Origin of the sequence: Clostridium omnivorum (genome assembly GCF_026012015.1) — a bacterium.
GTDB lineage: Bacteria > Bacillota > Clostridia > Clostridiales > Clostridiaceae > Clostridium_AX > Clostridium_AX omnivorum.
The window spans coordinates 3,215,150-3,239,709 of record NZ_BRXR01000001.1; the positions used below are offsets into that span (position 1 = coordinate 3,215,150).

Here is a 24,560-nt window from a genome sequence, read left to right on the forward strand (position 1 = left end):
AAATTTTTTTAAATTGTGTGAATTACGGTGGAAGATAAAATTAGTCATTCATTAATATATATACTAAAGCTTTTTTTATATACCGTCAACTGTCATAGGAACCTTATTTAAGTGATTACAAATGTTTACATTAACTATAGTTTACAGTTGCTAGATTTTTTTCAAAAATATAAAACCTAAGAATTGAAAGTGCAATTCCTAGGTTTTAAACTTGTAAAATTATTTTCTGCTTGCTATTAAAAATTACTTTAATTCATTTTGCATATTTGTAGCATTAGTTTTTGCATTTTGAACATCAGGTTGAGGAGCATCTTTAGTTGTGTACCAGCCTTTACTCTCCATAGAGTTAAATATTTTACTTTGAAGGTCTTGAACCTTTTGATAATTAGTCATTAGTGTATTTTTAAGATTAGGGCAAGAGGTTTCAGTCATTCCTACGCTATAAGCACCTATAACCTGCTTTTCGCTAGCAAGTAAATCATGCATTAAGTCTTTTTCCTGCATAGTTGTAGTATTCATATTATATCCCTCCAATTATTCTACTAATATAAATAATCTATTTATTATTGATGAGAATCTAAATAGGATTTAAGAGTTGTAAAATTGTCTTTGTGAACCTTTGCTGCTTCATTGCAAAGATTTTTTAATTGAGCATCAGTGCAAGTTTCAGCATATTCATGACATTTTTTGTTCATTAGGGCTTCATAACCTATTTGGTCTTCAATAACCTTAAGATTGTTACTTTTTATTTGAGCGTTCATAGATGTTACCTCCTCGTATTTCTAATTAGCACTAAACATTTAGGATGCTTAGCTGCGCAATTGATTACAAACATATTATTTGCTTATTAAAATCAAATATAGGTGGTAATTTTATGTATCAGCTTCATGGAAAAAATATGCTAAGGTGAGGTTCTTTTGCTTTATTAACTTAACTTAACTATTTAAATAAAGCAAAAATGCATAAAATAAAATAGGGCTATTTTAAAAGTTCAAAAGCATAAAAAATTAAGTGAGTATGTTTAATACAACAGAAATCCAGTAAATATTTATATATTTTAATATTTATATACTTAAATATTTATATTATAGGAGGCTATTTATGGATAATAAATTTAATGATGTTAATAAAAATTTGGATTTAAGTGCAATTGATTCTAGATACGAACAAGCGTTAGCTATGGGAGTAGAAATACCAAAGGATGGTTATTGGGGAAATGTTCCTTCAAGGATTTGTGGTGCTGTAGGCGGTGCTAAAGGCGGAGAAATGGTTAGGCAGGCAATTGAAGATTTTGAAATGGATTTGGCTAAGGGTAAAAAGTAAATAATAAATCATAGCTATAATTTTTTAGATTAAAGCTCGCGGTAAACGCCGGAGCTTTAATCTATGTAGTTATTACAATGTGTGAGTTAACTTGATTTGATTAAATAAAAGCTATATAATACAAATGACTTTTAGCGAATGAGGTGATATATTGTCTGAATTCTTTTTTATAGTTTTTAAAATGAGTTTTATTGAGATAGCCTATCTAATAGGTGTCATATTAATTGTTGGTTTTATGTTAGGAATTATGGAAGGTTTATCAAATAATTTTATGCAGCGTGCACTTGGGAGAAAGGGAGTTATGCTTACTGCTTGGCTTGGAACTCCTGTACACGAAATAGGACATGCATTAATGTGTATAATTTTTAAGCACAATATAACAGAAATTAGGCTTCTTAACACAAGGTCAGATTCTGAAGTTTTAGGTTATGTAAGGCATAGCTATAACCCTAATAGCCTTTATCAAAGAGTAGGTAATTTATTTATTGGACTTGGACCAATATTTAGTGGAACAGCATCTTTAATAATAGCTTTATATCTGCTTCTTCCTAAGGCTTTTAATACTTATAAGGTATTTCTTGTGCAGGGGATTAATAGCGATAAAATTGACAAAGGTACCATTAGTTCTATATTTAGTGCAGGTACTACTTTGACAAAAAGTATATTTACGGTTCCTAATATATCAAATATAAACTTTTGGATATTTTTGATTATTGCAATATGCATAGCCTCACATATAGCTTTAAGCAAGGCAGATATGAATGGAGCAAAGGATGGACTTCTTGTACTTTTTATACTTATATTTATGGTGAATATAATAATGAGGTATTTTAGTATAAATACTACAAACTATATTATAAGGCTTTCCAGATATAATGCACATTTAATTGGGTTTTTGATAATTGCTCTTATCTTTTCTGCTTTTACTTTAGTATTTAGTCTGCTGTGTTATGGAATAGCTTCTCTTAAGAGATAATTCAGTTTTGATAATTAAAATATTAAGTTTTTAAGCATTTTTATTAAAAAATAATGAAAACACACCCTAGGGTGTGTTTTTTACTATTGAAAAAGTGTGAGTTACAGTATAATCTTATTATGTAAGTATTTTGAAGTACGTTTTGAGAGAGGCAAATTTATATGAAAAATAAACTTAATGTAAATAAAACAATTGTAACTGTAATTATATTAAATGCATTTCAAATAGCTGTAATCATTGGGGCTGTTATCTATAAGTATTTCATGAAAAAAAGTGTTAAAATAGATAGTTTTGATTCCTTATTAATAATAACGGTAATACTAATACTAATTAATAGCTTTTTAACTATTAAGGATATACATTTATTGGGGGAGCAGAGCTCGCAGTATGACTTTATTAAGGATACCTTAGAAAAAGTTGAAGACTTAAATAGAGTTTTAAGAGCACAAAGACACGATTTTATGAATCATCTTCAAGTAGTTCATGGGCTTATGGAAATGGATGAATATGATGATGCTAAGGATTATATAGAAAAGGTATTTAATGATATTCAGAAGGTAAATAAAATATTAAAAACTTCAAACCCAGCTGTAAATGCACTATTGGAGGCAAAAGTTATATATAGTGAAAAAAGAGGAATTAAAACACATGTTAATGTTAATTCTCAGCTAAAGAATATTAAGATGCCAGGATGGGAATTATGCAGGGTACTTGGAAACCTTATTGATAATGCTATTTATGCAATTCAGCAAAATGGAGAGCAAGGATGTATAACTATTGATATATTTGAGGATCTAAAACAATATGGATTTAAAATAAAAGATAATGGACCACAAATTCAGCAAGACATAATTGACAAAATATTTGAGGTAGGATTTACAACAAAAGGCGAAAAGGGAGAAGGTATGGGACTTGCTATCACCAAAGAAATTTTAAATAAATACGGTGGTGATATTATAGTCACAAGTGATAAAGATAAGACTGAATTTGAAGGCTGGATTCCAAAGTAAATATTTTAATATAAGTGTATCTGCATTTTTAGAATGAAAAAATGACAATTTGAGCATTAGTGTGTATCTTATAGCCAGCAGGTATTACTATAGAATAACTGTTCTGCTATTATATTATTATAGACAAGAGCTTAAGGTCATGTTTAGAAATTGGAGGAGGAGGTAATAATTTGGAACTGGTAGGACTATTAACAAACCTCAGCCTGATTGCAATAATTTGTTTTATTGCTGGGTTTGCGCTGGTAGTAGTAGAAATGTTCCATCCTGGTTTTGGAGCACCAGGTATAATGGGAGGTATTTTACTAGTACTAGGAGTAATTATGACGGCTAAAAGTGTGCTGCAAGCATTTATACTTTTGCTAATTATTATGGCAATTTTGGGAGCGGCCTTAGCAATAGTACTTCAATCAGCAGCAAAAGGAAGGCTTAATAGAATTCTTATACTTCATGAAGCGCAAAAAAAAGAAGATGGATACATTGGAACGGAAGACTTAAACTATTTTTTAGGCCAGACAGGCAATACAGTTACTGTATTGAGGCCAGCAGGTACTGCAGATTTTAGCGGTATTAAACTTGATGTAGTGTCAGAGGGAGAATTTATTTCTAAGGATACTAAAGTTAAAATAATTAAGGTTCAGGGAAGAAGAATAGTAGTGAAAGAGTGTAAATAGAAAGGGGTATTTTTATGGGAAGTGGAAGTTTAGCAGGGATTATTATTATTATTGCTATAGTTATTTTAGCATTAACATTATTTTTAACCTTTGTGCCAATCGGACTATGGATTTCAGCACTAGCTGCAAATGTTAAGGTTAGTATTTTTAATTTAATAGGTATGAGACTTAGAAGGGTTGTTCCAAGTAGAATAGTACTACCATTAATTAAGGCGGTTAAGGGTGGAATAGGAGTAAATGTAAATGAACTAGAGGCACATTACCTTGCAGGGGGAAATGTAGATAAAGTTGTAGATTCATTAATAGCTGCTCATAGAGCGGATTTCAATCTACCTTTTGAAAGAGCAGCAGCTATTGACCTTGCAGGCAGAGATGTTTTAGAAGCTGTAAAGATGAGTGTTAATCCTAGGGTTATTGAAACACCAAATGTTTCAGCAGTAGCTAAGGATGGTATAGAGCTTTTAGTTAAAGCAAGAGTTACTGTTAGAGCAAATCTTGATAGACTTATTGGTGGAGCTGGAGAAGCTACAGTAATAGCAAGAGTTGGTGAAGGTATAGTAACAACTGTAGGTAGTTCTCATTCTCATAAGGAAGTGCTTGAAAATCCAGATGCTATATCAAAAACTGTTTTGTCAAAAGGTTTAGATGCAGGTACTGCCTTTGAAATCTTATCTATAGATATTGCTGACGTAGATGTAGGTAGAAATATAGGAGCTGAACTTCAATCTTTACAAGCTCAAGCAGATAAAAACATAGCTCAAGCTAAGGCAGAGGAAAGAAGGGCAATGGCAGTAGCTAAAGAACAGGAAATGAGAGCGGCTGTAGTAGAAGCTGAAGCTGAAATTCCAAAGGCAATGGCTCAGGCTCTAAGAGAAGGGAGTCTCGGGGTTATGGATTATTACAATATGCAGAACGTGATATCCGATACAAAGATGAGAGAATCCATATCAACTGTTAATAAGAAGGACAATGTAAAATTTAATGCAAACTCAAAAAAGAATGAAGATCAAGCTTCTAAGCAATAAATAGAAAGGGTGGTTGATTGTGCCCAATCTTAGTGAATATTTTGATAAAATTAAAACAGTAAATGAAAAACTAAAAAACGCTGCAAATGGTATCGAACTTATGAGAACTAAAATTCCAATGTCATGGGAAGATAATACAAAGGGCAAATATAAAGAGAATAATGATGATAATGTGCTGAAAGAGAATTCAGTTAATGAAAATTATGCAGAAAAAGAAGTTCAGAAAGAAGAAATAGCTGTAAAGAACCGTGATGACAACAATATAAATGTGGATTTCAATGAAACAAATTTGGCACAAGCATTTATCTATTCAGAGATTTTTGGAAAGCCTAAAAGCTTAAGAAGGGGAAGGTAACAGCATGGAGATAAAGGTTTTAATTTGTGACGATGATTTTGGAATGAGATTAATGCTGAAAAAGGCTGTTGAAAAAGTTGAAGGCTTTAAAATAGTGGGAGAGGCAGAGGATGGAGAGGCTGCACTCTCCCTTTATAAGTGTTTAAATCCAGAAGTGGTATTTATAGATGTGGAAATGCCAAAACTTAATGGCCTAGAATGTGCAAAACTAATTTGTGATAAGAATCCTAAGACAAAGATTATTTTTGCCACAGGTCATAATGAATACATGTTTGATGCATTTAAAGTATACGCTTTTGATTATTTGACCAAGCCATTTAAAGTAGAAAGAATATTTCAAACCTTGGATAGAATTAAAGAATTATACGATGTTTCAAAAGAAAAGTCTATTCATGAAATAATTAGGTATGAAAGTGGACTTAATAAAATACTGCTTAAAAATAAAGAAGGCATAAATTTTGTAGATATGGAAGACATAATTATTATTCAAAGAGAAGAAAGAACAACTGCAATATATACTTCTAATGACTGTTATACTACTTCGGAAACTTTAAGTGAATTAGAGGATAGATTAGATAAAAATCAGTTTTTTAGAAGCCACAAATCCTACATTATTAACTTATCAAGAATTAATAAAATATATCCCTATGGAAGATGGACTTATATAATTAAGCTAAAGGATACTGAAAAGGATGCTCTTCTTACCCACGACAAATATGAGGAATTGAAGAAATTATTTAATATATAATATAATTAAATAGTGGTAAATATATTAGTATAGTAACAACAGGTGGAAGGTGGAGAGTTTTTATATGAAATTATTACTTGCTAATGACGATGGAATTAACGCAGAGGGGCTTTATGCACTAGCGGAGGAACTTCAAAAGGAGCACGAACTTATTATATCAGCACCAGATAGTCAAAGAAGTGCCAGTAGTCATTCGATTACTATAAATAGACCGCTAACTGTAAGAGAAGTAGTACTTCCTGGAATTAACTGTAAGGCCTATAGTGTGGATGGTACACCGGCTGATTGTGTAAGGATAGCCTTGGATAAACTTGTTGATGGGAAAGTTGACATGGTTATATCAGGAATTAATAGAGGTCTAAATATAGGTACTGATGTATTATATTCAGGTACTGTATCGGCTGCAATAGAGGCAGCAATATATAAGGTTCCTTCAGTTGCAGTTTCTTTGGAAATTGAAAGGAAAAATGAAGATTATAAAATAGCAGCAAAATATGCCTCAATGGTACTTAATAAAATTAAGGAAAATGGAATAGGTGAGAATACTGTTCTTAATATAAATGTTCCAGGAGTATTTGAAGATGAAATAAAAGGTATAAAAGTATGTAAAATTGGAAGCAGAACTTATGCAAATAATTTTGTTCCAATAGCAGTGGATGGAAATGCTATAACTTATAGCATAAACGATTCTGTTATTGAAGCTTCTCATGAGGATACTGATACTTATTATATTGAAGATAATTATGTAACCTTGACACCACTGCATTATGACTTTACAAACTTTAATATGTTAAATGATATAAGTAAATGGTTTAAGGAGTTCTAGTTAGAATTCCTTTTCACTTTGCAGAGACTGGCATAGTATCTAAGTATAAAATTATATGTTAGAATTGATTTATTTTTCTTTTACTGATATATTGTAATGGAAAATAAGAGAAAAGACACTAAGGAGAAATATGTATGAAGAATGTTAAAAGAAAAAGGTTAATGTTTTCAGTGTTAGTTACAGTAATTTTAATAGCATTTTTAGCTGTAGGATGCGCAAAAAATCAAAATTCAGAAGTGAAAAATACTGATAGCAGTAAAAAATCAGCTGATCAGGAAACTAAGGTTAATACACCTGAAAAAAATCCAGTGGCTACTATTGAAATGTCTGATGGAAGTAAGATAAAGGTTGAACTATATCCAGCTGTTGCTCCAAATACAGTGAAGAATTTCATATATTTAACTAAAAGTGGATTTTATAATGGACTCATTTTTCATAGAGTAATACCAGGCTTTATGATTCAAGGTGGGGATCCAAATGGTAACGGTACTGGAGGGGCTGATTATACAATAAAAGGTGAATTTTCTAAGAATGGATTTAAAAATAACTTGAAGCATGAAAGAGGAGTTATATCTATGGCAAGAGGCTCCAGTTCGAATTCAGCTAGCTCTCAGTTTTTTATAATGGTAGCTGATGCGCCACATTTAGACGGTGAATATGCTGCATTTGGAAAGGTAATAGAAGGTATGGAAGTTGCAGACAAAATTGTTGGAGTTAAGAGGGGTTCTAATGATAAGCCTCTAGTGGAACAGAAAATAAAGTCTATAACAGTAGATACCTTTGGCGTGAATTATGGAGAACCTGAAAAGATAAAATAGAATAAGTATAAATAAGACCAGAAGGATATATTATAGTCCTTCTGGTCTTATTATTAATCATTAATTTCCTCTAAACTGCTTATGTGTGTAGGATTTATAACTAGTTCACTACCATTACACTGCAATTTTACAAAATGGTTAATGAGAGCATTTTTTTTCTCAAAATTCATCCAAACAAATTGACCCATATTGCTTTCATTAGATTCTACAATATATTCTTTTCCACTATCCATAACAATTTTTACTTTCAACATAATCCCCCCTAAAAAACCACTATATTTTACTTCTACCAAGATTAAGAAAATTCCTTTATTTTGTCGAAAATAAAGTGTTTTTTCTGAAAACTATATGGGCATAAGCTAAATTGTTTTAAAGCTGCATTGATATTAAGAAGTAGCTATTAATGGTAACAGTTATTTGGTATATTGAATAAGATAAATTGAGTAAATTAGGAAAGGAATAAAGGCATGTATGCTGATAAAAGTAATAAACATACTTTTAAAAATAAAAAACACATAGCCTATGGAAGTGAAAATAAAGAAGTAATATTTAATGCGGCAAAAGTGCTGATTGAAAATATTGATGAACAATACGGTGGTTTTGGAACTGCAGCAAAGACTATTTCACCAGAAAAATTGTTGCTGCTTTTAAATTATTATAAAATTAATCCAAATGCCGAACTTTTAAAAAAAATAGAAAAGACTCTTTACAATATGTATAAAGGTGGAATATTTGATCATTTAGGCTATGGATTTTTTAGAAGCTCTAAAGTTAGACAATGGACCGACCCGGTGCTGCAAAAGATGCTGTATGATAATCTTATCCTTATAATTGTTTATTCAGAAGCATATGGCATTACAAGTAAAAAGATATACAGTGAAGTAGTAGAGAAAATATATGAATATTTAGTTAGAGAGATGATGAATTCTAAGGGGGGCTTTTATTTTACTGATGGAGAAGATAAGACAGCAGATAATGAATTTTATACTTGGAATTATCCTCAGATAGAAGAAGTTTTAGGCAAAAAGGATGCTGTTACATTTTGTAAATATTACAATATTCCTGTTTCAGTAAGTGGGGCTAAGGGTATTATTCCTAATCAAATAGGTATATCAATTAACAGAATAAGAAATGATGAAAGATTAAATAGACGGCTTATATGTATGTGTAATAACCTATACTTAAAAAGGCATCAGGATGCAAAAACTAAAAAAAACTATAAAATATATTCCTCACTGAATAGTTTAGCAGTAGCAGCCTTAGCTCATGGCGGAAGGATGATTAATAACAGTAAACTTATTGCAAGCTCTGAAAAAACACTAAGGTTTATTTATAGAGAACTTAGTAAGGAAGATGGAAGGCTAATTCAATGCCTTGATAATGGAAAGGCTGAAGGAGTTGCTCATCAAAGGACCTATGCTTATTTGATTTGGGCACTAATTGAACTCTATTGTTCAACTCTTAAGTCAACTTTTTTAAATAGGGCAATTGATCTTAATGAAAAAATGATAAAAAACTTTTGGGATGAAAAAGGAGGAGGTTTCTTTACTACAGAATCAAATAAAGATAAGATATTTAGAAATACTTCCAGTATAAATGGAAATGAAGCTGCACTATTAAACTTCGTACATTTAAATAGATTAAGCTTAAATAGTGAGATTGAAAATAAAGCTTCGAAATTACTTAGATTATATAGGAATCAGGTTAAAGAACAGCTAGATGGTTATGAATTTTATATTATAGCTCTAATTGAGAAAAATAGCAGCATTAGTGTACCTAGCGAAGAAATAAATAACTTAATGGCTGAAGTTATAGATATTAATGAAAAAGAATAGTACAATAGTGTAAAAAAGAACAAAAGTACCTTCTCTTATTTGATGTATCAATTGTAAGAGAATAATATGCATAGCAAACAGAGGAAGAAAAGGTGATAAAGCATGGATAAAGAGCAGGTTTTAACAATGGACCCATATATTCTTCTTAGTATTGTAAATATGAAGCTAAGGGATAGCTTTGAAAGCTTTGAAGGCATGTGTGAGGAATATGATCTTGAAGCGGATTTGCTTAAAAAAAGATTAAAGATTATAGGATATAATTACAATCCAGGTAATAATCAATTTATAGCTGTAGATTAATGAATTTAAAGTGGTAGGATTATAATGTTTAAAAGGTAGGTGATTTCCTACCTTTCATTTTTACCATTTTTTATTTAAATGAGATTATTACTAATCCGTAAAGGCATGAAAGGCCTGTATAAATACATAGTCTTCTCCTGCTTCTAGGGCATATTTTACTGCCTCATCCTGAGTTACTCCATTAATTACAATATTTTCTTCCCGAGTGTTCAATTCTACCATGCTCTTTAAGATTTTAGCGTTATTTTCTCCTCTATCCATCATGTTCCTAATTTGACTATAAGTATTTTTGCTTACTCTTTTAACGGTACAATTATATTCATTTTCCATAAGTATTACACAGTATTGCTTAGCCATGATTTATCCTCCTTGAATTCACTAGGGGCAGTTAATAATTGATTATTGTTGTGCCTCCCGTATTTCTATGTTGGTTTAAATTGAAATAATAGTCTTGAAGCCTATGCATTATAGTTTCATATTTTAGTTTGTCTTTCTATAATATTTTTATTACTTTTTGACATTTATTTTTAAAGCATAATACTTTTATTTTTTGATATAGATAGTATTAATATTGGATAGAAAGGAAAATAAGCTAATTTACTTACATTTTATGGAAATAAGTTGGATTATGATATATAATTTAAAGTAAATTATATCGAGGAGTTGTTAGTAGATGAAGTTTAGTAAAAGAGCTGTGCTTTTGCTCATTATAGCAAGCAGCCTTATAATAAATACCAGCTGTCAGGAGATTAATAAAAAGCTGTCAGAAATAAATCCAAGTAGTGAAAAGCAGAAGATTGAAGAGGATACTTCAAAGGAAAATGTTAATAACAATGAAAAGGAGGAGGATAAGCCAGTGGAGGTTTCAAATAATGATGTTCAAAACAATACTGAGAAAAAACAAGAAGAAGTAATAAAGGGAACTTTAGTACCAGGTACAAAACAAGAGATGATGACAGCTGATTACTGGATAAAGTTACTTAAGGATGGCAATAAAGTAATAATGAATGAGGAAAACATTCATAAGTTTAATACTAATATAATTAAAAAAGTAAGTACAGTGGTGGATATAAATAATTATAAGGCTTCACTTACTAAAAAAGAATTGACTAATTTTATAAATGACTATAAGCTGCCAACAAAAACTATGTATGATTCAAAAGGCAAAGTTATAACTAAGGCATACTATGATAAACTATTAAAAAATAGAAACCTTGAAAGTATTAAAGAAAATAATAAAGTAAGGTATGGGGTAGCGATAAAGAGAACTGCTATAAGGAGTTTTCCAGCTCTAGAAGGTGTATATGACAGCAGCAAGGAAGCAAGAATAGACAGATTTCAAGAAACCAGCTGCGAGCCATGTGAGCCAGTTATTATACTTCATACAAGCAAGGACGGAAAATGGTATTTTATCCAAACCTTTAATTACAGAGGGTGGACAAACATTGAAAATATTGCTGCTGCAAAGGATAAGAATGAATTCTTACAGTATTCAAAGCCAGCGGAATTTATAGTCATTACTGGCACTCATGTAACTTTGGATAAAGATTTAAAAAATGTGCCTGTGAAAGATTTAGAATTTTATATGGGAAACAGGATTCCTATTGAAAAAAAAGATATACCAGAGAAAATAGACAGCATTTCAACTGAAGGAAAATACATAGTTAAGCTTCCAACTAGAAATGATAAAGGTTACTTAAGTGTACAGCTATCTATGATTACTAAGAATGAAGATGCAAGCCTAGGTTATTTAACATATACGAGAGCAAACATAATAAAGCAAGCTTTTAAGTTCCAAGGAGAAAAGTATGATTGGGGTAATAAATTTGATGGAGCGGATTGCTCAAGCTTTATAATGAGTGTTTATAAGACCTTTGGCATTGAGCTGCCAAGAAATACTGACGAGCAAGAAAAAAGTGCAGGTAAGGTTTTTATTTTTAAAAAGGGAGATAACAATACAAGCAGAAATGCTATTTTAGACAAGGTATTACCTGGAGCAGCTATATATATGGAAGGGCATGTGATGATGTATCTTGGAAAAGTAAATGGTGAGCACTTTGTAATTCATGATTTTGCTGGATATGGAAAGAAGGATGGAGCTGCTTATGTTTTTGCACCAGTTTATGAAGTTGCTGTAACAACTACTATGTTACCTATGTCTAATGGAACGCCATATATTCAAAAGTTTACCTCTGCAATACAATTGCAATAATAGACTTAATGCTATTTTAAATTTTATATACTAGAGCTTGAAAAAGACCACCATAAAGGTGGTCTTAAAATTACTCCTTCTCAATTTTTACAGCAGTACCATAGCAAAGTACTTCTGTTATTCCTTGAGCAACGTCATTAGCGTCATATCTTACTCCAATTATTGCATTAGCGCCAATTTCTTCAGCATGTTCTATCATAAGATTAAAGGCATCTTCTCTAGCATTCTCGCAAAGCTCTGTATAGAGTGTTATATTACCGCCTACAAGGCTTTGAAGACCGGCACCAATGTTTCCAACAATGCTTCTGGAGCGAACTATAATACCTCTAACAAGGCCTTCATATTCAACTATTTTATATCCTTGAAATTCAAAGGAAGTTGTAACAAATTTTTTCTCCATGAAATTACCTCTCAAATATATTATTTATTTTCAATTTCTGTTGGTTTTATTTTATTTAATATTTCCTTTTTGATTTGTTCTGCATCTTTGGAATCCTCTGTTCTTACACCTTCACCTAGAGATAGCTTATCACTTAGTAGCAGCATAACTAAGCTTTCAAATGCATTGTGTACATTTCCTTCTTCCTTAGCTCCAGAAGTTATGATAGTCTTAGGAACTATGTCAACTTTTGAAGTTTTTATAGCCTCAGCAAAGTTATTCATAACATCTTGAACAATCTTATATTGAGAACCACCATATGCATTAACCTGTTCTTTTGCAGCTATACCTTTGGAAATACCAACTCTAGCTTCTCTATCGGCATCAGCTTCACCAACGGTCTTAATTTTGTAAGCTTCAGCTTCACCAGTTTGTTTTAGTTTATAAGCTTCAGCCTCAGCCTGCTGCTTTAATCTATATGCCTCGGCTTCAGCTTGTTGTTTAACTTTATAAGCGTCTGCTTCGGATAATCTTTGTATTTTTTCTGCATCCTGTCTAGACTTCATTAATTCTGCTTTACCTTGATTTTCTTGAATGTGAATGTTTATATCTGATTCTGTTAAGGAAGTTTGTTGCTTAGCTATAGCTTCAGCTTCCTTTAATTCTTTTTCTTTCTCGGCAGCTTTTTGTTGAGTTTCATAGGTTTCAAGCTGTTCTTTTGCAATTTGTCTTGATCGCAGCTGAGTTAATATTTGTTCAATATTAGAATCATTTTTGGAGCTTGTAGGTGTACCGATAAGTACCTCTTCTAGCTCTAAGTTGTAGTGTGTGAACTTGTTTTTCATTTCAACTGAAGATTGGTCTTGAATTTCATTTCTCTGCTGTATAAGTTCTATTAAAGTTTTTGTTTGACCAATATTTTTAAAGTAAGCAGATACCATTGGGTCCAAAGTTTGATCAACTAACATTTTTACATCACCGAATCTCTGTATAACCATAGGTGCCTTTTTATAGTCAATATGGAATACTACAGATAGTGGCAGTGAAGGCTCAAATGCATCCTTAGTAATAAGACTAACTTCTTTAAGATTTTCATCATATCTATGATTTCCGCTTTGGTTTGATATCCATTTTAAAATTACGTTTGTAGTTGGAACTTGAATTATACTTCCAGCATAAGTATTAAATGCATATTTTCCTGGCATTAATGGTTCGCTCCAAACACCTCTAAAACCATTTTCAACTAACTCACCGTGCTTGTAGTCAGTACCTGAGCTATCTATTCCTTTTGCACCAGTATAAGATACAACTACTCCAACAAAACCAACTGGTATAACTGTCTTTTTAATAAACTCAATAGTAGCAAATAATCTATTTATGAAATAGGTACCATCCGCTAGTACTTGATACTGCCTACCACGATAACCACCTGCTAAAAGGAACTTCTCTGGATCCTGAAAATTATTGTGGTAGTTCTCATCAGATGGATCATCACTTACAGTAGGACAAATAATATTATCTTTTCCTAGTGATGGGCCATCATGAACAGTTACTATTCCAACTAGGTCGCTTTCACCTTGAATTACAACAGGGTCAAAGCCATTTCTTTCAGAAATTTTTTGTGCCATGTTTATTATTGACTTTTGTTCAGAATCATTGCCCATTGGCAAATAGTAAGTCTTGTTTTCAGTTATTATAATAAATTGTGCAAGGTTGAAGGAATACGTACCTTCACGAATGATTCCCCTTTGAGGACCCTTTTGGCCACCGTTTTTTATAAAACCACTTACATCTTGAAAGTTGTTTCCTTCAGCCACAATCTTACCTAAAGTTTGAGTTGGTTCAAGGGGCTTCCCGTCTCTAGCAAAGACATAGGCTATTTTACCTTGAGGTATAGTAACAAGGGGAACAGTGTGTACTTTAAAAAGTAATGGAGTTAAAAAGTGAATACCTCCTCTTATTACATCAGGTTGATAACCTGCTTCGCCATTTAAAGCTATAATTTGTTCATTTAGTGATCCTTTTCTTGACCACCATTTTTCGATGATAGCTACTCTATCATTTGGAATTATTCTAAATCCGGAAAGCCAGATTAGAAGCAGTAAGGCAATAATGCCAATACCAATTTTGATAAGTGTAGATACTTCCATAAAACTCATGATTAAATAACCCCCCATAGGTCTATTTTATTGTAGTGAATATCACTTATACCGACAATATGTATCATATTAAGTGGTATTAAATATCACTACATATATTATTATATTCCCTCATATCTGATATCACAATCTTGAACTTAGACAATAGTAAAATACAGAACATTACTTTGAATAGATAATTGAATTATAAGTTAGGTTTACTTAAGTTTGCTTGTTTTTGCTTCAATTATCATGGTAATTAAAAATAAAAGAGTGTAATTTTTAATTACACTCTTTTGGATTCCCAAGTACCTTTATGATAAGAAATATATATTACCACAAGTTCTACAAGTTCTGCTATTAAATAGCTGAGCCAAACGAAGGCTATAGGTAAATGAAGAAGATATATAATTGCAAATAGTAAAGGAACTTGTACTCCCCACCTAGCTATAATACTTGATATAAGAAAGGGAATATTATGGCCAGAGCCCGAAAAAACAGAACCAAGACCCATAAATATGCCGGAAGCTATAAGTCCAGGAGTTACAATTCTAAGCATAGGTATACCAGCTTCTATAACATCAGGGCTATCAATAAATATTGCCATAATGGTTTTAGGAAAAATTAGTGCAGCTAGACTAATGATAATCATCAGCACAACGTTTATAATTACAGCCTCTCTAACGGTGGATTTAGCCCTCTTTATATCATGGCCACCAAGACACTGACCAACTATTGCGCTGCTCCCCATTGCAAAACCCACAAGTGGCATAAACGCAAAGCCAAACAATCTATTTCCAATTCCAATGGCAGCTACTGCAGAAGTGCCGTATAGGGATACTAATTTTAATGTTACCAGGCCTGATAGATTTCTTAAAAGTACTTCAAAGCCAGAGGGAAGTCCTATAGTTACAAGCTTCCAATCGATTTCTTTATTGAGCTTAAATAATCCTTTTATCGATGGTTTAATCTTTGTTTTTCCAGACATCAAAATATAAAAACCTACAATAAATGAAAAGCTAATGGAAATAACTGTAGCAAGACCTGCACCAAAGACCCCTAAATTGAACCCAGGAAGATTTATAAAAGGTATAGTTTTAAACATAAAAATAGGATCTAGTATTATGTTTAAAACTGCTGCTATTGCCATAAAAATCATTGGCCTTTTGGCATCTCCTAAACATCTAAGCGCAGTATTTACAGTATATGAAGAAAACATTATAGGTAAAAAGAATATTCTAATATACCCAAAGTCTAGTGCAGCTTTTAAAACCTCTTGGTCACTAGAGAAAAAGTGAAGAAGTGGTTTTAAAATCATTATAATAATTAAACTTGCTATTACAGCAACTAGTGCCTTAAAAGTAAAGGTTTGTTCTACAGCAAGCTTTGTTCTTTCTTCATCTCCGCTTCCATAGCTTTGAGATATAATTGATATAGAACTTGTTCCTATTATTTCATTCAATACCTCTACAAGCCAAAAGATGGTAGCAAATATTGTTACTCCAGCTACTGCAGAGGCAGAAATTCTTCCTATCCAAATAATATCAATAATATCATATACGGATTGGAATACGAAGCCAAGCATAGTTGGAATTGACATCTTAAGTAGATTTTCAAGAATGTTTCCTTGGAGCAGCTCACGTGAATCAGTTTTACCCATAAGAATACCTCCATAAATAAGAAATACACTAATAATGTTATCATAAACTATGTATACTAATAAAGTATATTCTTGAAAATATTAGAAAACTTTAAGTGTTATAAAAATATAAAATATATTTAAATAAAAAAGTAGAGAGCATCCAATATAGATGCTCTCCAGCAAATTACCTTATTTTAAACCTTGTTCATAGGATTCAACCATTTTCTTAACCATTTGGCCACCTACTGAACCATTTTCTCTGGAAGTAAGGTCTCCATTGTATCCTTGGCTTAGGTTAACTCCAACTTCTCTAGCTGCTTCCATCTTGAAATTGTTAAGTCCTTCTCTAGCTTGTGGTACTAAAACTCTATTACTTCTACTTGACATAATTTTGTCCTCCTTAATATGTTCAAATTTTAATCTTAGTGTTAGTTAATATGAACCTATATGATAAGCAATTGGTAACCTTCACTTAAGATTAATTTAATTTTGTAATTATAATTTGCTCAAAATTGAATATAATACTCTATGAGATTATAGGAAATAGAGTCAAGCTATAGCCAAGGATGGTTACTGAAAACAATTAATGAATAACATGGAAAAAGCAGCTATAAAGCTGCTAAATTTTTATTTAATCTAATGTAATTTTTTAATTTGCAATAGGCTTACTTTTTATATAAACTCTAAAGATTAACTCCTCGACCAAAGAAAAGATGCTTGAGGTTATAAAATACAAACCTAAAGCTACAGGAGCTTTTATAGTAATAAAGAGACTTACAGTACTTCCAACAAGGCTGTTTATAATTGTAGCTAGCTTAGAAGTTTTTTCAGTCTTATAAGCCTTCATATACTGTGCTGCTGGAAGAAAATTTGGAAGCATTACTGAAATGGTATATAGTACAGGAATTATATAAAATTTATCTACAGCCTTAAGATTAGATACCCAAGGAACTATTACAGTGCTTACTTCCATAGGAATTTTCAATACTACATTATAGAGAGTAAAAATAATGGGAAGCTGCATGAAACTAACCAGGCATCCAAGATAAGTTTTAGAATTTTCCTTATAAAATTCTTGTAGTTCTGATTCCAACTTTTTTGGGTTCGATTTGTATTTTTCCTTTAATTCATTTATTTTCACAGAGATCTTTTGCTGCTTAACCATATTTATTTTCTGCTTTAAAGATAGAGGCATTAGTAATAATCTTACTAGTATTGTTAAGATTACTATTGCAATTCCAAAATCCTTTGTAAATAGAAATAAGTTGTTTAATAAAAAACTTAAAAAATCAAAAATAATATTCATTTTTTGCTCCCCTTCTTCTAATATTACATGATAACATCATGCTTATTAAAAGAGAAAGCTGTAGCGCCATATCTCATATTTTTCAAATACAAAAAAATCTATTGGACTTAATTTCCTTGAATAATTAAGTGCATAAGAAAGTTTCTTGTATACTAGGCTGCTATGTATTTTATAAATAGTTTTTTTATATGAATACTTTATATATGAAAATATTACAGAAATTGAAGTAATAATTAATATTAAGTTAATGAAATTTAAAGCATCTAGCTTCATGGTGTTCACTCCTGTAAGTTTACTACAATATAGATATTATGATACTCTAAAGAAAGAAATAATCAAGTCTGTATTAAATAGTTAACATTAATTTAATAAGTGTTTAATTATACTGCATATATTATAATACGAATTTTTACATACAAAAAATCCTTACATCATATATGATATAAGGATTTAATTGGCATAATTCTAAACTTTTTCTACTGATAATGATAATAAATTATAACAATAACTTATTATATCACTTCTCTTAACTATTCCGATAAAGGCGTTTCTATCATCAACTACTGGAACAAAGTTTTGATTTATAGAAGTTAATATTAAATCTTCAATATTAGCATTAATGTATACTGGTTTATTATGCACATGTCTCTCTATTTGATTTAAAAGTATTCTATTAGTATTTTGGAAATTTAATTCAGGAGTGTTTTTTAGCTTCCAGAGTAAATCCCCTTCGGTTAGTGTGCCAATATAAGAGCCATCATCATCAACAAGTGGTATTGAAGTATATCTATGATGTTCCATACTTTCAAGTGCCTGCCTCATTGTTGAGTTAGGTGTTAAGTATACCACATCTTCTTTAGGTGTGATAAAAAAGGCGATATTCATTAAAATTCCTCCTTGTAGTAGGAAATAATATTTTTCTAAATTTAAATTCAACACAATTAAATTCTAACATACAACAATGTATAGGTCAAAGGAAGTAATTAATACTGTTTTAAGTGTTAAAACTTACTAAGCCTAATTAGCTTTAAATATTATGTCCAATCTAATGCTTATGCATTAAGGCTTAAATTATTGCTTGTCTTTAAAGATTTTTTGAAAATTAACAAAATTTTCAGGCTTTTAATATGCATTTATATTATAATAGTATGTATAAATTTAGTGCGGGAAGCCAAACAAGATAACTTGAAATATTAAATCATAGGAGTTAATTTTATGAAAGAGAATAGAGAGGTATTAGAAAAATTAAAGAAACTTGAACCAGTATTATGGGAAAATAATGACTATATAGATGCAGCTGCAGGAATTGACAGTACTAGAATAGATATTAAAAAAGTATATGAAGCAGAAGATAGATTAATAAGATTTGCACCATTAATAAAAAAGTTATTTCCAGAGACAGTAGACGGCATTATTGAATCACCCTTAGTTGAAATTCAAAGCATGAAAAAATCACTAGAAAGCTATTATAATAAAAGCATAGAAGGCAAAATGTTTTTAAAGTGCGACAGCGAACTTAAAATAGCAGGTTCTGTAAAGGCAAGAGGCGGAATATATGAAGTTTTGAAACATGCAGAGGATATTGCTTTAGAATCAGGCAAATTTAGCCTGCAGGATGATTATTCAGTTTTGATGAGTGAAAGCTTTAAAGAGTTATTTTCGACTTATAAAATAGCAGTTGGGTCTACTGGAAACTTAGGGCTCAGCATTGGTATAATGTCTTCTGCCTTAGGATTTAATGTAACTGTGCATATGTCTAGGGATGCTAAAAGGTGGAAAAAGGACTTACTTAGGAGTAAAGGAGTAACGGTAATTGAGTATGAGGAAGACTACAGTAAGGCTGTAGAACAAGGGAGGAAACAATGTACAGGTGATCCAAAAGCATATTTTATTGATGATGAAAATTCCATTGATTTGTTTTTAGGATATAGCATTGCTGCTTTAAGACTTAAGACACAGCTATGGGAGCTGGGACTAACCATTGATGAAGAACATAAGCTTAATCTCTATTTACCTTGCGGAGTAGGAGGAGCACCAGGAGGAATAACTTTTGGAGCAAAGCTGATTTTTGGGAACAATGTTAAATGCTATTTTGTGGAGCCTACCCACGCACCCTGTATGCTGCTTGGACTTCTTACAGGAAGGTATAATAAGGTACATGTTAGAGATTATAATATTGATAATATAACTGAGGCAGATGGATTAGCAGTAGGTTCCCCCTCCAAATTGGTTTCAATGGTTGCAGAGGAACTAATGGATGGGGAGTACACTATACAGGATGAAGAGATGTTTAAGCTTCTGGCACTACTAAGGGATAGTGAAGGGCGAAAGGTAGAAGTATCTGCCGCAGCTTCTTTGCTTGGACCAACACTTTTACAGGCTGATGAAAACACTATACATATTTCTTGGGCAACGGGAGGATTACTTTTACCAGAGCAGGAATATTTAAATGCTTATAAAACTGGAAAGCAGTATTTGCAGCAGAGGTAAATTTAAAATAAATTGATGCTGAAATAGAAAATTTTTTTATAAGGGGTGATAACTGATGTCTTTAAATTTTGCACACAGAGGAGCCAGTGGGGAATATCCTGAAAATACAATGCTGGCATTCCAAAAGGCAGTTGAAATGGGCTGTGATGGAATTGAAACGGATGTTCAATTAACTAAGGATGGAGTGCTTGTCATATGCCATGATGAGCTCTTAGATAGAACTACAGATGGAACTGGTATTTTGGCTGAAAAGACCTATGAGGAGCTAAGCAAGCTAAATGCAGCTGCACAGTGGAAGGATAAATACAAGAATATTAGGATTCCTACATTAGATGAGCTCTTAGAGTTTGCATGTGAAAAAAATATTCTACTGAATATTGAAATAAAGAATAGCGTTATTAATTATAAAAATATAGAAAAAATGATAATTCATAAGCTATATGATTATAAAATTGAGGAAAAGGTTATTATTTCATCCTTTAACCATTATTCTATAGCAAGATGTAGGGCAATAGACAGCTCTATAAAGCTAGGGGTGCTATATTGCAGCAAGCTCTATGAACCTTGGAATTATGCAAAGCAAATAGGCGCTGATGCTCTTCATCCTCTATTTTACACTTTGGATGATGAAGATATTAAGGCTATAAAGAAAGCAAACCTTGCTATTAATACTTATACTGTAAATGAGGAAAAGTACATGAGACAGTTGATAGCATTGGGAATAGATGGGATTATAACTAATTATCCAGATAAGCTAAAAAAAATAATAGAAGAAATGTGATAAATTAATAATATTTGCATATGAGGTTATTATATAAGAAGAAGAATAAAACGAGGTGATACTGTGCCTAAGGTAGGTAAAATAATAAAAGTTGCAGGTTCTTTAGTTGGAATAGCTGCGGAGTATAATATTAAGCTTTCTGGAATAGTAGTTGGAGGCGTGGCTAGACTTGCTAATAAAGATAAGTTTGCAGACAGGGCTGAAGCAGTGACTAATACTATAGGAAATATAGCTAACAAGGGTACAAAGCTTACTACTAGTCTTGCAGGAGATTTAGTGGATTTGACGCTTGATAAAAGTATAAAGATTGTAAAAAAGGTAGGAAAAAGCACAGTTAAAACTGAAGTCAAAATGTATGGAGATACTAAGAACTTTTATGATTCCGAAAAATACATACAGGCTGACTTTGAAATCATAAAGTAACAAACCGGGGAGAGGGGAATAAATATGAATGAAATTTTAGAACTGCTAAAAAGTAGATCATCCTTAAGAAAGTATGAAAATAAGCCAATTTCAAGAGAAGACTTAGACTATATTTTGGAAGGAGCAATGAGAGCTCCAACTGCGGGAAATATGATGATGTATTCCATTATGGTAATTGAGGATCAGGAAAAGAAGGAAATTTTAAGCCACACTTGTGATAATCAGCCTTTTATTGCAAATGCACCAACAATATTAATTTTTGTAGCAGATTTTCAAAAATGGCATGATTATTACAGATATAATGGAGTTGAAGAGTACTGTAAAAAAAATGATTTAGAATTTAACAGACCATCTGAAGGAAGTTTGTTTTTGGCTTTAGGTGATGCAATAATTGCTGCACAAAATGCTGTTATAGCTGCAGAATCCGTAGGAGTTGGCTCCTGCTATATTGGAGATATAGTTGAGCATTATGAAGAACATAAAAAGCTATTAAACCTTCCAGATTATGCTTTTCCCGCTGCTATGCTATGCTTAGGATATTATCCTGAAGGATTAAAGCTTACTCCTAAACCAAGGTTTGATAAAAAGTATATTGTTTTTAATGAAGAATATAAAAGCTTGAATAGTGATGAAATCAAAGATATGTATTCTTCTTTAAACAATAGATTTAGCAGTGAAAATAAGTACAAAGCTGAAAATTATGCTCAAATGCATTATGCTTTTAAAACAGGTTCTGATTTCTCAGAAGAAATGGCACGGTCAATGAGAGAAATAATAAAGATATGGAATGGTAATAAATTATAAAATTTAAACTATAAAATAAAGCCAGAGCATTGCTCTGGCTTAAAATTTTTTTAATACTAGGCTGGTATATCTGTGTTTTCTTTGCTAGTTGCTTTTGATGCTAATGTAATTAAGTATCCTATAAATATTAATATTATAGGTCCACCATAGGTCTTAATTATTGAAACTACGGCATCTTTTGTGCTTTCAGCACCAAGTACATAGTCAAGACCAGCACCAAAGAAACCGGCAACACTTAAAGCAAATACTATACCTGCCATTATATAAGCAGTAGTATTTGACTTAAACATAGTAAATGGTGCTGATTTTCCTCTTTTTCTAAAGCTAACATAGGCAATTGCTAAAATAGCATAAGGAATTATCAATGATAAGGATGAAAGGTCAGTTAATAGTCTAAAGAAATTATCAATAGATTTAAGTCCAACTGCTGGGACTAGTATTAAGACTATAACTACAGCACATTGTGTCCAGAGAGCATTTTTAAGAACTCCATCCTCAGTTTTTTTAGTTAGGAATTTAGGGAAGGTACCATCTGGAACCTCAGAGAACATAGCTCTTATTGGTGATTCCATCCAAACTACATATGCTGCTACTGATGTAATAGTAAGTATAAGAGCATATATCTGAATTACTATTTTACCGCTAAGTCCATAGTTTTCAGCAAGAAGCTTATAAACTACATAGCTTGCATCCTTAAGGCCAGCCTTTTGAATTACTTCTGGAGAAGCAACAAGGCAAGTTGCTATTGAACCAACAACATATGCTAAGGCTACAAATACAGTTGCAAGAATAACTCCCTTAGGGAAGTTCTTTTTAGGGCTGTCCACTTCTTCTATATAAGTACCTGCAACTTCAGCACCTGCAACAGCAAATAAAAGCCAGGAGAAGGTTGAAAAATATGAAGTATTAAATGTAGGAATTACAGTAGAAGCAGTAAATTGTGTAGCTGAAGGTTTTCCGATAAGAAGTCCTATTATTGCACATACAATAAATATTACAGTTACTGCAATAGTAAATCTTCCACCAAAATCGCTTAGCTTTGAGAATTTTTTAACCCCTGTTGTAGCAATTAAGGTAAGTAATATAGCTAGTACTATTCCTATGTAAGGAAGTATATAGGCATTTGCATCATTGAATCTATTCTCTCCAAATATTGCCCAGGATACCATTACTGGTATTCTTGCAAATACCATCTGAAGGTAAAAAAGATTAGCAATAAAATAAGACCAAGTACCGATATAAGCCCATTTAGACCCTAAACCAGTATCAATCCAAGAATAAATTCCTGCTGCCTTTCCATTATTTACGGAAGCAAGCTCAGCAAAAATCCCTGATAAAGGTAAGAAAAATAATACCGAAACAATAAGCCAGGATGGAATAGCTGCTGGTCCAAGTGCTACCGCATTTGTAGTAATGTTACCAAAGCCAAAGGTTGGAACAAAAATTAACATTACTAGACTCCAGAGACCAATTTTTTTTGAATTATCCATATTAGTCCTCCTTTTACAAACTTGTAAACGTTTGTACAAATTATACAAAAAAAGTTTTTGTATGTTTTTAATTCTACTAAATTTTTTTGAAAAATGCAATATAAAAATTATATAGAAGCAACGCAAGAATTAAATATTTAATGAGATTACTTTTAATGGTATAATTGGTAATGGTGTTATATGCAATTGTTAAAGTTAAATTATATGGGGGTACTTAATGGAAAAGAATAATAATCCAATTATGTCTATCAAGGAACTGAGAATGAGCTATGGTGGCGATGATGTCCTTAAAGGTATAGATTTAGATATTTACGAAGGTGAAATTATAGGTTATATAGGACCTAATGGAGCGGGTAAAAGTACTACAGTTAAAATACTGCTGGGAATTATAAATAGTTATAGAGGTTATGTTGAGATTTTTGGAGAGGATATTTCTAAGGGGTCTATTGAATACAAAAAAAGAATAGGGTATGTACCTGAAACTGCAGAGATTTATGATAATCTTACTGCACAGGAATACCTTACTTTTATAGGAGGAATCTATGGTTTATCTTATAATGCTGTAGATGAAAAGGCAAAAAAGCTTATGAGTTTATTTGGTATTGAACAGCATTATACGTCAAGAATATCTTCCTTTTCAAAAGGAATGAAGCAGAAGGTACTTATTATAGCAAGTCTTATACATAATCCAGATATTTTATTTTGGGATGAACCCTTAAGTGGACTTGATGCAAATAGTGTTATGATTGTGAAAGAACTTCTTTCTGAACTAGCAGCTCAAGGAAAAACTATATTCTATTCATCTCATATAATGGACGTGGTAGAAAAAATAAGTAACAGAATTATACTTATCAATAATGGACAAGTCGTTGCAGATGGAACCTTTGAAGAGCTTAAAGGAAAAGAAAGTGAAGAGTCTTTAGAAGAAATCTTTAATCAGTTAACAGGCTTTAATGGGCATAGAGAAATAGCTGAAGAATTTATTGCTGTGTTAAAGGAGAGATAAGC

At 31.7% G+C, this 24,560-nt stretch carries 28 protein-coding genes; 17 read left to right on the top strand and 11 right to left on the bottom strand.

Translation table 11 applies throughout. The annotated features are described in order from the left end of the window. Positions 1–243 precede the first annotated feature (243 nt). Both bsdE14_RS15175 and bsdE14_RS15180 read right to left on the bottom strand, forming a co-directional pair. Complete coding sequence (locus bsdE14_RS15175) at positions 244–519, bottom strand: spore coat protein (protein ID WP_264850830.1); 276 nt, start codon at positions 517–519, stop codon at positions 244–246. A 44-nt stretch (positions 520–563) separates the two neighbouring features. Next, entirely contained in the window at positions 564–761 is a 198-nt protein-coding gene (locus bsdE14_RS15180; RefSeq protein WP_264850831.1) for a hypothetical protein, read from the bottom strand. Between the two features lie 340 nt (positions 762–1,101). Between bsdE14_RS15180 and bsdE14_RS15185 the strand changes: the two genes are divergently transcribed. The 9 genes from bsdE14_RS15185 to bsdE14_RS15225 all read left to right on the top strand — a co-directional run bounded on the left by bsdE14_RS15185 (position 1,102) and on the right by bsdE14_RS15225 (position 7,752). Then, positions 1,102–1,323, top strand: coding sequence for an alpha/beta-type small acid-soluble spore protein (locus bsdE14_RS15185; RefSeq protein WP_264850832.1), 222 nt, complete (start codon positions 1,102–1,104; stop codon positions 1,321–1,323). A gap of 181 nt (positions 1,324–1,504) precedes the next feature. Next, positions 1,505–2,299, top strand: coding sequence for a hypothetical protein (locus bsdE14_RS15190; protein ID WP_264850833.1), 795 nt, complete (start codon positions 1,505–1,507; stop codon positions 2,297–2,299). 161 nt (positions 2,300–2,460) lie between these two features. After that, positions 2,461–3,309: a sensor histidine kinase gene (locus tag bsdE14_RS15195; protein WP_264850834.1), complete on the top strand. Its 849-nt coding sequence runs from the start codon at positions 2,461–2,463 to the stop codon at positions 3,307–3,309. 170 nt (positions 3,310–3,479) lie between these two features. Next, on the top strand, positions 3,480–3,980 hold the full coding sequence (locus tag bsdE14_RS15200; RefSeq protein ID WP_309298120.1) for an NfeD family protein: 501 nt from the start codon (positions 3,480–3,482) through the stop codon (positions 3,978–3,980). 14 nt (positions 3,981–3,994) lie between these two features. Beyond that, positions 3,995–5,005, top strand: a complete 1,011-nt coding sequence (gene floA / locus bsdE14_RS15205; RefSeq protein WP_264850835.1) for a flotillin-like protein FloA — start codon at positions 3,995–3,997, stop codon at positions 5,003–5,005. Positions 5,006–5,024: 19 nt separating this feature from the next. Continuing rightward, positions 5,025–5,360, top strand: coding sequence for a hypothetical protein (locus tag bsdE14_RS15210; protein ID WP_264850836.1), 336 nt, complete (start codon positions 5,025–5,027; stop codon positions 5,358–5,360). A 4-nt stretch (positions 5,361–5,364) separates the two neighbouring features. After that, on the top strand, positions 5,365–6,108 hold the full coding sequence (locus tag bsdE14_RS15215; RefSeq protein ID WP_264850837.1) for a LytR/AlgR family response regulator transcription factor: 744 nt from the start codon (positions 5,365–5,367) through the stop codon (positions 6,106–6,108). Between the two features lie 64 nt (positions 6,109–6,172). Further along, positions 6,173–6,934, top strand: a complete 762-nt coding sequence (gene surE / locus bsdE14_RS15220) for a 5'/3'-nucleotidase SurE (RefSeq protein WP_264850839.1) — start codon at positions 6,173–6,175, stop codon at positions 6,932–6,934. Between the two features lie 134 nt (positions 6,935–7,068). Further along, positions 7,069–7,752, top strand: a complete 684-nt coding sequence (locus tag bsdE14_RS15225) for a peptidylprolyl isomerase (RefSeq protein ID WP_264850840.1) — start codon at positions 7,069–7,071, stop codon at positions 7,750–7,752. 53 nt (positions 7,753–7,805) lie between these two features. Here the strand turns inward: bsdE14_RS15225 and bsdE14_RS15230 are convergent, their stop codons facing one another. Next, entirely contained in the window at positions 7,806–8,006 is a 201-nt protein-coding gene (locus tag bsdE14_RS15230; protein ID WP_264850841.1) for a hypothetical protein, read from the bottom strand. Between the two features lie 213 nt (positions 8,007–8,219). Here bsdE14_RS15230 and bsdE14_RS15235 point away from each other — a divergent pair, with 213 nt between their 5' ends. Together bsdE14_RS15235 and bsdE14_RS15240 are read left to right on the top strand one after the other, a co-directional pair. After that, the gene (locus bsdE14_RS15235) at positions 8,220–9,587 is read left to right on the top strand and encodes a YyaL domain-containing protein (RefSeq protein WP_264850843.1); all 1,368 of its coding nucleotides are present in this window, start codon (positions 8,220–8,222) and stop codon (positions 9,585–9,587) included. Between the two features lie 102 nt (positions 9,588–9,689). Beyond that, the gene (locus bsdE14_RS15240; protein WP_264850844.1) at positions 9,690–9,887 is read left to right on the top strand and encodes a DUF4250 domain-containing protein; all 198 of its coding nucleotides are present in this window, start codon (positions 9,690–9,692) and stop codon (positions 9,885–9,887) included. A 90-nt stretch (positions 9,888–9,977) separates the two neighbouring features. On the opposite strand, the gene bsdE14_RS15245 is transcribed toward bsdE14_RS15240, so the two are convergent. Next, entirely contained in the window at positions 9,978–10,244 is a 267-nt protein-coding gene (locus bsdE14_RS15245; protein ID WP_264850845.1) for a hypothetical protein, read from the bottom strand. A 316-nt stretch (positions 10,245–10,560) separates the two neighbouring features. Here bsdE14_RS15245 and bsdE14_RS15250 point away from each other — a divergent pair, with 316 nt between their 5' ends. After that, positions 10,561–12,099, top strand: coding sequence for an SH3 domain-containing protein (locus bsdE14_RS15250; RefSeq protein ID WP_264850847.1), 1,539 nt, complete (start codon positions 10,561–10,563; stop codon positions 12,097–12,099). Positions 12,100–12,169: 70 nt separating this feature from the next. On the opposite strand, the gene bsdE14_RS15255 is transcribed toward bsdE14_RS15250, so the two are convergent. The 6 genes from bsdE14_RS15255 to bsdE14_RS15280 all read right to left on the bottom strand — a co-directional run bounded on the left by bsdE14_RS15255 (position 12,170) and on the right by bsdE14_RS15280 (position 18,449). Continuing rightward, positions 12,170–12,499 carry a YbjQ family protein gene (locus bsdE14_RS15255; protein WP_264850848.1) on the bottom strand — a complete coding sequence of 110 codons (330 nt, stop codon included), beginning with the start codon at positions 12,497–12,499 and terminating at the stop codon, positions 12,170–12,172. Positions 12,500–12,519: 20 nt separating this feature from the next. Continuing rightward, complete coding sequence (locus bsdE14_RS15260) at positions 12,520–14,637, bottom strand: SPFH domain-containing protein (RefSeq protein WP_264850849.1); 2,118 nt, start codon at positions 14,635–14,637, stop codon at positions 12,520–12,522. A 265-nt stretch (positions 14,638–14,902) separates the two neighbouring features. After that, a complete protein-coding gene (locus tag bsdE14_RS15265; RefSeq protein ID WP_264850850.1) occupies positions 14,903–16,276 on the bottom strand; it encodes an MATE family efflux transporter in 1,374 nt (457 codons plus the stop codon). A gap of 171 nt (positions 16,277–16,447) precedes the next feature. Then, positions 16,448–16,645, bottom strand: coding sequence for an alpha/beta-type small acid-soluble spore protein (locus tag bsdE14_RS15270; RefSeq protein ID WP_264850851.1), 198 nt, complete (start codon positions 16,643–16,645; stop codon positions 16,448–16,450). Between the two features lie 262 nt (positions 16,646–16,907). Next, entirely contained in the window at positions 16,908–17,564 is a 657-nt protein-coding gene (locus bsdE14_RS15275; RefSeq protein WP_264850852.1) for a YidC/Oxa1 family membrane protein insertase, read from the bottom strand. Positions 17,565–18,029: 465 nt separating this feature from the next. Then, positions 18,030–18,449, bottom strand: a complete 420-nt coding sequence (locus bsdE14_RS15280; protein ID WP_264850853.1) for a CBS domain-containing protein — start codon at positions 18,447–18,449, stop codon at positions 18,030–18,032. Positions 18,450–18,779: 330 nt separating this feature from the next. Here bsdE14_RS15280 and dsdA point away from each other — a divergent pair, with 330 nt between their 5' ends. The 4 genes from dsdA (at position 18,780) to bsdE14_RS15300 (ending at position 22,062) form a co-directional block, all read left to right on the top strand. Then, complete coding sequence (gene dsdA, locus bsdE14_RS15285) at positions 18,780–20,054, top strand: D-serine ammonia-lyase (RefSeq protein WP_264850855.1); 1,275 nt, start codon at positions 18,780–18,782, stop codon at positions 20,052–20,054. A gap of 55 nt (positions 20,055–20,109) precedes the next feature. Continuing rightward, positions 20,110–20,835, top strand: coding sequence for a glycerophosphodiester phosphodiesterase (locus tag bsdE14_RS15290; protein ID WP_264850857.1), 726 nt, complete (start codon positions 20,110–20,112; stop codon positions 20,833–20,835). A gap of 63 nt (positions 20,836–20,898) precedes the next feature. After that, entirely contained in the window at positions 20,899–21,258 is a 360-nt protein-coding gene (locus bsdE14_RS15295) for a hypothetical protein (RefSeq protein WP_264850858.1), read from the top strand. Between the two features lie 24 nt (positions 21,259–21,282). Beyond that, positions 21,283–22,062, top strand: a complete 780-nt coding sequence (locus bsdE14_RS15300) for a nitroreductase family protein (protein WP_264850860.1) — start codon at positions 21,283–21,285, stop codon at positions 22,060–22,062. Between the two features lie 56 nt (positions 22,063–22,118). On the opposite strand, the gene bsdE14_RS15305 is transcribed toward bsdE14_RS15300, so the two are convergent. Beyond that, entirely contained in the window at positions 22,119–23,552 is a 1,434-nt protein-coding gene (locus bsdE14_RS15305; RefSeq protein ID WP_264850861.1) for an amino acid permease, read from the bottom strand. 217 nt (positions 23,553–23,769) lie between these two features. Here bsdE14_RS15305 and bsdE14_RS15310 point away from each other — a divergent pair, with 217 nt between their 5' ends. Continuing rightward, complete coding sequence (locus tag bsdE14_RS15310) at positions 23,770–24,558, top strand: ABC transporter ATP-binding protein (protein WP_264850863.1); 789 nt, start codon at positions 23,770–23,772, stop codon at positions 24,556–24,558. Positions 24,559–24,560: the final 2 nt, after the last annotated feature.